Genomic DNA, 11,847 nt, shown 5'->3' with positions numbered 1-11,847 from the left:
GGTTTTCTTATGTATCAATGCTTTAGATCATAATTGTACCATCCTGCACCGGATTTCTCATCGTCTTTTTTCGGTTTTTCAATTGAATTTCAATGACTTGGCATTTATAGACGGGAACTAGGTATAATTTATACCCAATTCGAGTGTCCTGCTGTGTCCCGGTTAACGCCTGGCTTCGAAGTGGTCGGGTGATTGCGCATTTTCACGGCCCGGGACAGGGGCGTGCGTTATCATGCCTTTCTCCCTCACTACCCGATGGACACCTTTGTGATCAATCGATTGAAAATACTGCTTTTACTGATGGTGCTGGCTGCCACCGCCCCGGTACAGTCGGCTGCCGGCCATGGCAACGGCATACAGTGGTATCCGGGCACGGTCAGGCAGGCCTTCGCGGAGGCGAAAAAGAGCGGCAAGCCCGTGTTTCTCTACTGGGGTGCGGTCTGGTGTCCTCCCTGCAACCAGCTCAAAGCCACCCTGTTCAAGAATCTGGCATTCATTCAGAAAACCCGGCTGTTTGTGCCCGTCTACCTGGATGGCGACACCGAGGCGGCCCAGAAGCTGGGGGAACAGTTCGGTGTGCTGGGCTATCCCACACTGATGCTGTTCACCCCCGAGGGAGAGGAGATCACACGCCTGCCGGGCGGTATGAGCCTGGATCTTTATCCCCAGATGCTGGACCTGGCCCTGGCGAAGACCCGGCCCGTGGCCACGCTGGTCAGGGACATCCTCGACAATGGCAGAAATCCCAGCAATGAGGAATGGCACATGCTGGCCTACTATTCCTGGGAACAGGACGGTGGCAAGGCTTTGGGTGAACGGGATCTTGCCGGGGTGCTGAAGATCCTGTCGGACAGGGTGCCGGCGAACCTGCCGAAGGAAAAGGCAAGGCTAAGTGCCCAGTATCTGTCGGCGCTGGCGGCCCGTGAAGAGCCCCCCGGCAAAAGGGAAGCCGGGGATGCGGTGAAGCGGTTGCAGCAATTGCTGGCATCCAGGGAATTCAGCAGAGACAATTTTTCCTTTGTCATACATGAGCCGGATGTCCTGATCCCGCGGATAACCCAGGCCGGCAGCAAAGACAGGAAAATGCTGATGTCGGCCTGGAAACAGGCCCTGGACCTTCTGCAGCAGGATTCGTCTCTCGGCCCTGCGCAGAAACTGTCTGTCTACGCGGGCAGGATACACTGGCTGAAGACAGCGGGAAAGAAGGTGCCGAACGATCTCAGGAAAGAGATCCGTCAGGCAGTGAGCCAGGCGCGCAGCAAGCTGACTGATGGCCATGAAAGAATTGCCGTAAACTATGCAGCCTATGGTCTGCTGAAAGCGTCTGGTCAGCTGGCGCTGGCTGAGCAGCTAATCAACGAGGAAATGGCGGCGGGCAGCAACAACCAGTACTGGATGCTGGTACTCGCGGATCTGGCGGCCGAATCCGGAGACGAGGCGGAAGCCCTGAACTGGTACGCAAAGGCCTGGGAAACAGCCACTGGCGCCGCCACGAAAATTCAATGGGGTTCCTACTATATCCGCCAGCTTACGGAGCAGACGCCGGATGACGATGCGAAGATCATTGAGGTGAGCAAGGAACTGTTTTCCCAGCTTGAGAAACAAAAAGCGCCGTTTCATGGTCGTAGCAAACGTGCCCTGGAACGGGTGTTCAAGGCACTGAATGCCTGGGCACAGGTATCGAGTCCGGCAGAACTCATCGAGATCAAGGGGGCTTTCATCAATACCTGCCTGCCTTTCGGCAAAGAAGCGATGGAGCGTTGTGAATTCATCATGAAAGCATCCTGACAAGGAGAGAACCACATGAAAAAACTGATCGTTTTACTGGGCTTGCTGTTTGCTCTGCCTGTTTACGCTGCCGAAGGCATGGTGGTCATGCAGAGCAGCCACAATGTCGCCGGGACCGTGGATCGCCTGGAAAAGGTGGTGACCAATGCAGGATTCCGGGTCAGGATTCCGGGTGTTTGCCCGCATCAATCACGGCAAGGCGGCAAAGAACGTGAATATCGAACTCAAGCCGGTGGAGCTGCTGATTTTCGGCAAGCCCAAGGCAGGCTCTTTGTTGATGCAGAGCCAGCCCAGCGTGGCCATCGACCTGCCCATGAAATACCTGGTCTGGGAGGACGCTGCAGGAAAGGTCAATATCGGCTGGAATGATCCCGCCTGGATTGCCGCCCGCCATGGCATCACCGACAGGGGCAAGCTGGTGAAGAAAATGACCGGCGCACTGCGCAAGCTCGCCACCAAGGCCGCCGGTACGGAGTAATGAGCGAAACTGACCGTCTGGGCAGATTACTGACCGTATGGTCGGCGCTGCCGCAGGCGGCTCAGCTGTCAGACGCAGCCTTTGCCCGGGAAATGGCGCAGGTCTGGACCGCCAGCGACTATGCGGCACAGACCTGCTTGCGCTGGCCGGATCTGTTGCTGGAGTCGTACCGGAACGGGGCGCTGGAAAAACCTTTGGTGCCGGGGCGGATGTCCCGTCAGCTCACGGAAACGCTGCAGTCTGTTGAGAGCGAAGATGCACTTCTGACGGCGCTGCGGCAGTTTCGCCGGCGTCAGATGCTGCGCATCATCTGGCGCGATATCACACGCAAGGCAGCGCTAGAGGAAACCCTCGAAGATCTTTCGGAACTGGCGGACATCTGCATCCGGCAAAGCCTGGACAGGCTCATGGGCTGGGCGGTGCAGCAGTGGGGAACCCCCCGGGACAAGGCAGGAAAGGCCCAGGCCATGGTGGTGCTGGGGATGGGCAAGCTGGGCGCCAGGGAACTCAACCTTTCATCCGATATCGACCTCATCTTCACCTTTCCCTCCCATGGCGAAACCGATGCCCGCCGCCCTCTCAGCAACGAGCAGTTTTTCACCCGCGTGGGACGGCAGCTCATCAACGTGCTGGGTAGGCAGACCGAAGACGGTTTCGTCTTCCGTGTGGATATGCGCCTGCGGCCTTTCGGTGAAGCCGGCCCCCTGGCGCTGAGCTTCGGCGCCATGGAGACCTACTACGCTTCCCAGGCCAGGGAATGGGAGCGTTATGCCATGATCAAGGCCCGGCCAATCACTGGCGAAGGGGCATACCAGGCGCAGCTGCTGGGCATTCTGCGGCCTTTCGTCTACCGCCGCTACATCGACTTCGGCGCCATCGACGCCATTCGGGACATGAAGCGCCGCATTCAGGCGGAGATGCACCACCGTGGCATGGATGCCAACATCAAGCTTGGGCGGGGTGGCATCCGGGAGATCGAATTCATCGGCCAGGCCTTTCAGCTGGTATATGGCGGCCGGGACAGGGACATGCAGATTCGCCCCATCCTGCTTGTGCTGCAGCAATTGCAGCACAAGCAGCTGATGGCGCCTGAAACAGTGGGTCAGCTCGCCCGCGCCTACGGGTTTTTGCGACTGACCGAGAATCGCCTGCAGGCCTGGAAGGATGAGCAGACCCATCTCCTGCCCACTGATGAGGAAGGCCGGTCGCGGGTGGCCAGCAGCATGGGTTTCGGCAGCTGGGAAGCTTTCCTGGAACAGCTGGACGAGCACCGTGCGGTGGTGGAACAGCAGTTTTCACAGGTGTTCTCCGATGTCAGCGATGAACAGCATGTCCTGGAGAAGGCCTGGCTGATCCCCGACGAGCAGCTTGCCGCAAACCTGCTGGCAGAAGCCGGCTTCGGCAGGGCGGAAGAAGCTATTGAACAGCTGCAGGCATTTTGGCAGAGCGCTGCCAGCCGTACCCTGTCAGAGACGGCGCGGCAGAAGCTGAACCGGCTCATGCCCCGTCTGCTCGAAGACGTGGCCCGGGTGGAAGCGCCGGAGCTCACCCTGGAACGACTGCTGGATCTGCTGCAATCCATCGTGCGGCGTACCGCCTATCTGGATCTGCTGCTGGAAAATCCCCAAGTACTGGAGCAGCTGGTGCGTCTGGGCAGTGAAAGCCGCTGGGTCATCAGTCGGCTGGTGCGTTATCCGGTGCTGCTGGATGAACTTCTCGATCCGCGCCGTCTGTATGCCCCCCTGCGCAGGGAGGAGCTCGACGAAGAGCTGGATGCCATGCTTGCCAGGATTGATCCTCACGACCTCGAGCAGCAGATGGAGCGTCTGCGCCAGTTTGCCGCAGGCAACCGCCTGCGTACCGCCGCTGCTGACATTACCGGTGCCATCCCCCTGATGGTGGTGAGTGACTATCTCACCGAAATCGCGGAATCGGTGCTGGCGCATGTGCTGCGCCTGGCCTGGGATTATCTGGTGGAGCGCCATGGCTGTCCCGGTGAGGTGCAGGGCACTGGCTTTGCGGTACTGGGCTACGGCAAGCTGGGCGGGCTGGAGCTGGGCTACGGTTCCGATCTCGATCTGGTGTTTCTCCATGCCGATTATTCACAGTCGGCGGTGACCGGCGGCCCCCGTTCTGTAGCCAATGATGTCTTCTACGCCCGGCTGGGACAGCGTATGGTGCATCTGCTCAACACCCGCACCCCTTCCGGCATCCTATATGAGGTGGATATGCGTCTGCGGCCCAATGGCGAATCCGGCCTGCTGGTGACCTCGCTCAAGGGGTTCGAGACCTACCAGCTGAACAGCGCCTGGACCTGGGAGCACCAGGCCCTGGTGCGGGCACGCATGGTGGCCGGGGACGAGACGCTGGCCGGGAGAGTGGTGCAGGTGCGCACCGACGTGCTGCGCCAGGACCGGAAAGCGGAAAAACTGCGCGAAGAAGTTTGCCAGATGCGGGAAAAGATGCGCGCTTCGCTGGACAAGAGTGACGCGGAGAATTTTGATCTCAAGCAGGGGAAAGGTGGTATCACTGATATCGAGTTTATGGTTCAATATGCTGTTCTGAGATGGGCGCGGGAAGTCCCCGCGCTGACAGCCTGGACCGACAATATCCGCTTGCTGGAAACCCTGGTGGAAGCGGGCCTGATTCCGGCCACCCTGGGGGAATCGCTGGTACTCACCTATCAGCGATTCCGTGACATCTATCATCACCTGACCCTGCAGGAGCAGGCAGGGATGATCGGCAGGGAAAAGTTGCAGGAGGAGCGGCAGATGGTGCAGGAAGCCTGGCAGCAAATTATGATGAACGGAGATTGAAGATGCAGACAATGGCAGATCGAGATGGCCTGATCTGGATGGATGGCGAGATGGTTCCCTGGCGTGATGCCAAGGTGCATGTGCTCACCCACACCATGCATTACGGCATGGGCGTGTTCGAAGGCGTGCGCGCCTACCATACGGACAAGGGGCCGGCCATTTTCCGTCTCGAAGACCACACCGACCGCCTGTTCCAGTCTGCACACATACTGGGTATGGATATTCCCTTCGACCGGGATACCCTCAACCGGGCGCAGATCGACTCCATACGTGAAAACGGCCTGGATTCCGCTTACCTGCGTCCCATGTGTTTCTACGGCTCAGAGGGCATGGGCCTGCGCGCCGACAACCTGAAGGTGCATGCTATGGTCGCGGCCTGGACCTGGGGCGCCTACCTGGGCGAGGAGGCCATGGAGAAAGGCATCCGCATCCGCGTATCGTCCTTTACCCGCCATCATGTGAATATCACCATGTGCCGGGCCAAGGCCAACGGCAACTACATCAACTCCATGCTGGCGCTGCAGGAGGCCCTGGACAACGGCTATGACGAAGCGCTGCTGCTGGACACCCAGGGTTTCGTCATGGAAGGTTCGGGCGAGAACATCTTCATCGTGCGTGATGGGGTGCTCTACACACCGGACCTGACGTCCGCCCTGGACGGCATTACCCGCCGCACCATCATACAGCTCGCGGAAGAAGCGGACATGAAGGTGGTGGAAAAACGCATCACCCGCGACGAAGTCTATATCGCCGACGAAGCCTTCTTCACCGGTTCGGCGGCGGAAGTGACGCCCATACGTGAAGTGGACAACCGCATGATCGGCAATGGCGGACGCGGCCCCATCACCGAGCACCTGCAGAAGAAATATTTCGATGTCGTACATGGGCGCTCGCCGGTACACCACGGCTGGCTGACCTACGTGAACGGAGAAGGATCATGAGCACCGAAGCCGCACACAAAACCCAACAGCGGGAAGTCCGGGTGAGCCGGGAGCAATTGCTCCTGAGCTGTCCCCTGCCGGAAGAGGAGATCTGGAACCTGCATCCCCGGGTCTATCTGCCCATCGAGAAGACCGGCGAAGCGGTGTGCCCCTATTGCGGCACCCGCTACATCCTCACCGACTGACGCTGCGGACTCAGGCTGCGGCATTTGACTTCCGCCATACTGGTCGTGGGTCCTTCCTGGGTGGGGGACATGGTCATGGCCCAGAGCCTGTTCCGGGCGCTCAAGGCGAAGGCGCCGGATACCGCCATCGATGTCCTGGCGCCCGGCTGGAGCCTGCCCCTGCTGGAACGCATGCCCGAAGTGAGAGCAGGCCTGGAAATGCCCCTGGGCCATGGCCGGCTGGAACTGGGCCGGCGCTGGCAGCTGGGGCGTTCTCTGCGCGGGCGTTACCGGCAGGCCATCCTCCTGCCGAATTCCTGGAAATCCGCCATCGTCCCCTGGGCGGCACGTATTCCTTTGCGCACCGGCTGGCTGGGGGAAATGCGTTACGGCCTGCTCAACGATATCCGCAGGCTGGACAAATCCTTTCTGACCATGACGGTGCAGCGTTTTGTCGCGCTGGCAGAAGCACCGCAACTGACAGAAATACCTGAGATTCTGCCGCCGCGGCTGGAAGTCGATCCTGCCGATGTGCAGGCCGCGCTCACAGCTCTGGGGCTGGAGAAGCCAGTGAACCAGCCTGTGCTTGCCCTCTGTCCCGGTGCGGAATACGGTGATGCGAAGCGCTGGCCGGAAGCCCATTATGCCGACCTTGCCCGGCGTTATGTCGAAAAAGGCTGGCAGGTCTGGCTGTTCGGATCGGATAAAGATCGTGCGGTGTGCGACAATATCGCAGCCGGGGCCGGCGGCGGCTGTGAGAACCTGGCCGGCAGAACCTCTCTGGCCCAGGCCGTGGATCTGCTGTCCCTGGCAGATGCGGTGGTGAGCAACGACTCCGGTCTGATGCATGTGGCCGCAGCACTGGAAAGGCCGCTGGTTGCGGTCTACGGCTCGTCTGATCCGGGTTTCACGCCACCCCTCAATGCCCGGCATGAAGTGCTGAGCCTGGGGCTGGAATGCAGTCCCTGCTTCGAGCGGGAGTGTCCCCTGGGGCACTTGCGCTGTCTGCAGGATATTTCAACCGACCAGGTGCAGGCCTCCCTGGAAAAAGTAGCAGGAAAAAGTGAACGATAAAACAGAAAACGTCGTCTGGCACAATGCCACGGTGACCCGGGAACGGCGCCAGAAACTCAACGGCCACCAGAGCTTTGTGCTGTGGTTTACTGGGCTTTCCGGTTCGGGGAAATCCACTCTGGCCGATGCCATTGAAGAGCATCTGCACCAGATGAACTGTCGCACCTTCGTGTTCGACGGCGACAACGTGCGCCATGGCCTGTGTTCCGACCTGGGCTTTGGCGAGGAAGACCGCAAGGAAAACATCCGCCGTATCGGAGAAATGACGCGCCTGTTCGTGGAGGCCGGTGTGATCGCCATGACGGCCTTCATCTCGCCCTTCCGGGAAGAGCGTGAGCGGGTACGCGAGCTGTTCGGTGATGGCGAGTTCATCGAGGTCTACTGCGACTGCAGCCTGGAAACCTGCGAGCAGCGGGACGTGAAGGGCCTGTATGCCAAGGCCAGGGCCGGGCTGATTCCCAACTATACCGGTATCTCTTCGCCTTACGAAGCACCCGAAACACCCGAGGTCAGGGTGCATACGGACACGGAAAGCCTGGACGAAAGCATCGACCGCGTACTCGGGTATCTGCAGGAAAGAAAGTTGATCGGCTGAATGCGGGTTCTGATCGTAAAAACCTCCTCCCTGGGTGACCTGATCCATACCTTCCCCGCGATAAACGATGCTGTCACCGCCTTGCCGGGCACCGAATTTCACTGGCTCGTGGAAGAGGCTTTCGTGCAGGTACCCGGGTGGCACCCGGCGGTGAGCAAAACCCTCCCCATCGGCCTGCGCCGCTGGCGCCGCAACTGGCGGACCGCCTGGAAGAAAGGGCAGATCCGGCAGTTTCGCGAAACATTGAGGCAGGACGAGTATGATCTGGTCATCGATGCTCAGGGACTGCTGAAGAGCGCCCTGCCGGCGCGTCTGGCCAGGGGACCGGTGGCCGGTTATGACCGCCATTCCCTGCGTGAACCTCTGGCCAGTCTTTTCTACCGGCAGCGCCATGCCGTCTCACGGCGGCTCCATGCTGTCGAGCGTATCCGCCGGCTGTTCGCCCTGGCCCTGGACTACCCCCTGCCCGCGACACCACCAGAATCCGGCCTGCAGACGGCACGGGGCGAACGGGAAAGATCACTGGTCTTCCTGCACAGCACCACCTGGCCCAGCAAGCACTGGCCCCTGCCCTGGTGGCGGGAGCTGACCGGGCTGGCGACCCAGGCGGGTTACCGGGTGCTGTTTCCCTGGTATGAGCCCGAAGAACGCTTGCGGGCGGAGGAGATCATCAGCCGGGCGGGCGCCGGTGAGCTGATGCCGCGCATGGACCTGAATGGCCTCAAGGATCAGCTCGAGCGTACCTCGGGGGTAGTGGGCGTGGACACCGGACTGGCCCATCTCGCTGCAGCCCTGAACACGCCTGCGGTGACCCTTTATGGGCCGACGGAAGAAAGTCTGACCGGGGCAATGGGGAAGCGTCAGCAGAACCTGGTGGTAGACTTTCCCTGCGCGCCCTGCCTGCGGCGTGAGTGCAGTTACCCGGAGGAAAGCCCGGTGCAGCCCGCCTGTTTTCAGACCCTGCCGCCGGTGCTGGTATGGACTGCGCTGCAGAAACAGATGACGCCCGCATGAAACTCGCTTTCGTCCTGTTCAAGTATTTTCCCTTCGGCGGCCTGCAGCGGGACATGCTGCAGATTGCCGGCACCTGCCAGGCGCGGGGCCATGAGATTCATATCTACACACTCAGCTGGGAGGGGGAACGCCCCGAGGGCATGGCAGTGCACGTACTGCCGGTGAAGCGCTGGAGCAATCATGAGAAATACCGTGTTTTCCAGCAAAGCCTGGCGCCGCTGTTCGAAGAACAGGGCATCGATCGCGTGGTGGGGTTCAATAAGATGCCCGGCCTGGACTTCTATTATGCGGCAGATCCCTGCCTCAAGGACAAGCTGTACCGGGAACGAAATGTCCTAGTGCGCAGTCTGCCGCGCTATCGCCATTTCCTGTCCTACGAGGAAGCTGTCTTCGGTCGTGACAGCAGAACCGAAATTCTGCTCATTTCGCGACGGCAATACCTGATCTACAAGAAATACTACGACACCCAGGAGGCGCGTCTGCACATGTTGCCTCCCGGCATCGACATGAGCCGCATGGCGGGTAGTGACGCGCCCGAAATGCGCAGTGACTTGCGCCGGGAATTCCGGGTAGCCAATGACGAGCACCTCATACTCTGCATCGGTTCGGGTTTCCGCACCAAGGGACTGGACCGCTCCATCCTGGCGTTCGCCTCCCTTCCGGAAGACTTGCGGCTCAAGACCCGCATGATCGCCATCGGCAGTGACAACGGCGAACCTTTCAACCGGTTGGCAAGGCAGCAGGGCGTGGCGGAGCGTTTCCAGATACTGCGCGGACGGGATGATATTCCCCGTTTCCTGCAGGGCGGCGACCTGCTGCTGCACCCGGCCTATTATGAAAACTCCGGCATGGTGATCCTGGAAGCCATCATCGCCGGCCTGCCGACGCTCGTGACTGACGTGTGCGGTTACGCTTACTATGTGAAAGAGGCAGACGCCGGCATCGTGGTGCCTGAGCCTTTCTCACAGGATGTGCTGAACCGCAGCCTGGTGGAGATGCTGACCTCCGGGCGCAGGGCGGCCTGGCGGGAAAACGGCATCCGCTATGGCCGCAGCCATGACCTGTACAGCATGACCGAATATGCCGCGGATCTGATTCTCGATTCATGATCTGGTTATCCAATACATTCTCTGACAGCCTCGAGCGTCCCTGGACAAAGGTGGACGATGTCTTCGCCGTGGAGGGCGAGGAATACCGCAATCCCGAGGGCGCCAACCGCCGCACATTGCGTTTCGAAGTGGACGGGAAGGGTTATTTCCTGAAACTGCACTGGGGTGTGGGCTGGAATGAGATCCTGAAAAACCTGCTGAGCCTGCGGCTGCCCGTCATCGGGGCGGCCAACGAATGGCGGGCCATACAGCGTCTCGGGGAACTGGGCGTGGAAACCATGCGCCTGGCGGCCTACGGGCACGAAGGCTGGAATCCCGCAACACGGCGTTCCTTCGTGGTGACCCGTGAGCTGGAGAACAGCATCAGCCTGGAGGACTATTGTGCAGACTGGGCAGGCAGACCACCGGCCTTTGCCGAAAAGCAGCGCCTGATAGCGCGTGTTGCCGCCATGACCCGCCGTCTTCATCAGAATGGAATCAACCATCGGGATCTTTACATCTGCCATTTTCTGCTTCGGCAGCCCTGGGACGGCGCGGAAGAAACGCTGCATCTGCATCTCATCGACCTGCACCGCGTGCAGTTGCGCCGTCGTGTGCCCCGCCGCTGGAGGGTCAAGGACGTGGGCAGCCTGTACTTTTCCGCCATGGAGACCGGCCTGACGCGGCGCGATCTCTGGCGCTTCCTGCGGGTGTATCATGATCAGCCCCTGCGCAGCATATTCGAGCAGCAGGGCGAATTTTTACGTGCCGTGGAAAAACGGGCCATGGCCCTGAAAGAAAAGGGAATACCCGATGATTAGCTTTGTTGAAAAAGGCTGGCAGGCCATTTTCGAGCACAACGGTCTGGGCAGCTTCGATGCGCTCTGGAACCTGCAGGCAGACTGGTTCGAACCGCCAAACCAGCGCCGTGGCGGCTGGAGCGGCGTTTCGCGTATCGTGCTGCCATCGCCTGACGGTAGTGAAGAGACAGTTTTCCTCAAGCGCCAGGAAAACCACACACGCAAGACCTGGCGGCATCCCATATCCAGGGAGCCGACCTTTCGCAGCGAGGCGCGCAACCTGCGCCTGCTGAACAGCCGGGGCATCTCCGCGCCCCACATGATCTATTACGCCGAACGGAAATCGCCCAAAGGCTGGCAGGTGATACTGGCCACCCGTGAACTGAAGGACTACCTGCCTCTGGATGTGCTCATCGAGCGCTGGTACCGGGATGACTGGGGGAAACACCGCGAACAGCGCCGCAAGGTCATACCCCGGACCGCGGCCGTCCTGAGCAAGCTGCACAAGCTGCGTCTCGCCCACAACGCCATGCACGCCAAGCACATGTTCATTCAGGAGCAGACCGGCGCGGCCTGCCTCATCGATCTGGAAAAGATGCGTGCGCGCCTTACCCGCCGTCAGGCCATGCTGCGAGACCTGGACAGCTTCAACCGCCGTACCGCGCGCATCAGCCGCACCGACCGGCTGCGTTTTCTGCTGTGCTACATGGGGAAGCAGAGCGTGGATGATGAGGTGCGCGCTGTCTGGCGACGGCTGGAAGCCATGGCGGAGCACAAGTATGCCGGCAGGCGCTGAAATCCGCCTGCTGCTGTTCCTGCTGTTGCCGGTGACCGTTACGGCAGCCACGCCCGGTGAGCGTGCCCGGCAGATTGCCGGGGAAGTCTATTTCGTGAACCATTTCTTTGCCGTGGACAACATCAGCTACGGCAGCAAGCGCAAGCCCATGGAGCTTATCAACCTGCCTGCGGCAAGCGTGTCTTCGGCCTCGTGATAGATTTTGGGACATCCCAGTCCCCAAAATCGACTCGGCCTTTGACAACCTATTTGTGCCCCAGCCGTCCTGGTCACCAAGCACTGCGCAACAACTT

12 protein-coding genes are annotated in these 11,847 nt (G+C 60.4%); all 12 read left to right on the top strand.

Features of this window, described 5'->3' with window-relative positions:
• Positions 1–192 precede the first annotated feature (192 nt).
• On the top strand, positions 193–1,788 hold the full coding sequence (locus tag ACOCD2_RS05410; protein WP_293645543.1) for a thioredoxin family protein: 1,596 nt from the start codon (positions 193–195) through the stop codon (positions 1,786–1,788).
• Positions 1,789–1,933: 145 nt separating this feature from the next.
• Positions 1,934–2,266: a DUF302 domain-containing protein gene (locus ACOCD2_RS05405; RefSeq protein ID WP_293645545.1), complete on the top strand. Its 333-nt coding sequence runs from the start codon at positions 1,934–1,936 to the stop codon at positions 2,264–2,266.
• Entirely contained in the window at positions 2,266–5,082 is a 2,817-nt protein-coding gene (glnE, locus tag ACOCD2_RS05400) for a bifunctional [glutamate--ammonia ligase]-adenylyl-L-tyrosine phosphorylase/[glutamate--ammonia-ligase] adenylyltransferase (RefSeq protein WP_293645547.1), read from the top strand. The genes ACOCD2_RS05405 and glnE overlap by 1 nt, the downstream gene beginning before the upstream one ends.
• Before the next feature lie 2 nt (positions 5,083–5,084).
• Positions 5,085–6,023, top strand: coding sequence for a branched-chain amino acid transaminase (locus ACOCD2_RS05395; RefSeq protein ID WP_293645549.1), 939 nt, complete (start codon positions 5,085–5,087; stop codon positions 6,021–6,023).
• The gene (locus ACOCD2_RS05390; RefSeq protein ID WP_293645551.1) at positions 6,020–6,208 is read left to right on the top strand and encodes a zinc-finger domain-containing protein; all 189 of its coding nucleotides are present in this window, start codon (positions 6,020–6,022) and stop codon (positions 6,206–6,208) included. Before ACOCD2_RS05395 ends, ACOCD2_RS05390 begins: the two co-directional genes overlap by 4 nt.
• Positions 6,209–6,232: 24 nt before the next feature.
• A complete protein-coding gene (gene waaF / locus ACOCD2_RS05385) occupies positions 6,233–7,261 on the top strand; it encodes a lipopolysaccharide heptosyltransferase II (RefSeq protein ID WP_293645553.1) in 1,029 nt (342 codons plus the stop codon).
• Positions 7,251–7,856: an adenylyl-sulfate kinase gene (gene cysC / locus ACOCD2_RS05380; protein WP_293645555.1), complete on the top strand. Its 606-nt coding sequence runs from the start codon at positions 7,251–7,253 to the stop codon at positions 7,854–7,856. Before waaF ends, cysC begins: the two co-directional genes overlap by 11 nt.
• A complete protein-coding gene (waaC, locus tag ACOCD2_RS05375) occupies positions 7,857–8,870 on the top strand; it encodes a lipopolysaccharide heptosyltransferase I (protein ID WP_293645557.1) in 1,014 nt (337 codons plus the stop codon).
• Positions 8,834–9,979 carry a glycosyltransferase family 4 protein gene (locus tag ACOCD2_RS05370; protein ID WP_305800181.1) on the top strand — a complete coding sequence of 382 codons (1,146 nt, stop codon included), beginning with the start codon at positions 8,834–8,836 and terminating at the stop codon, positions 9,977–9,979. Before waaC ends, ACOCD2_RS05370 begins: the two co-directional genes overlap by 37 nt.
• A complete protein-coding gene (gene rfaP, locus ACOCD2_RS05365; protein ID WP_293645558.1) occupies positions 9,976–10,779 on the top strand; it encodes a lipopolysaccharide core heptose(I) kinase RfaP in 804 nt (267 codons plus the stop codon). The genes ACOCD2_RS05370 and rfaP overlap by 4 nt, the downstream gene beginning before the upstream one ends.
• Positions 10,772–11,554 carry a lipopolysaccharide kinase InaA family protein gene (locus ACOCD2_RS05360; RefSeq protein WP_293645560.1) on the top strand — a complete coding sequence of 261 codons (783 nt, stop codon included), beginning with the start codon at positions 10,772–10,774 and terminating at the stop codon, positions 11,552–11,554. Before rfaP ends, ACOCD2_RS05360 begins: the two co-directional genes overlap by 8 nt.
• The gene (locus tag ACOCD2_RS05355; protein ID WP_293672438.1) at positions 11,538–11,750 is read left to right on the top strand and encodes a hypothetical protein; all 213 of its coding nucleotides are present in this window, start codon (positions 11,538–11,540) and stop codon (positions 11,748–11,750) included. The genes ACOCD2_RS05360 and ACOCD2_RS05355 overlap by 17 nt, the downstream gene beginning before the upstream one ends.
• Positions 11,751–11,847 lie beyond the last annotated feature (97 nt).

The organism is Thiolapillus sp. (assembly GCF_048562965.1).
Classification (GTDB): Bacteria; Pseudomonadota; Gammaproteobacteria; order Chromatiales; family Chromatiaceae; genus Thiolapillus; species Thiolapillus brandeum_A.
Note: the sequence above shows the minus strand (reverse complement) of the source record. Positions and strands in the feature narration are given on the sequence as shown.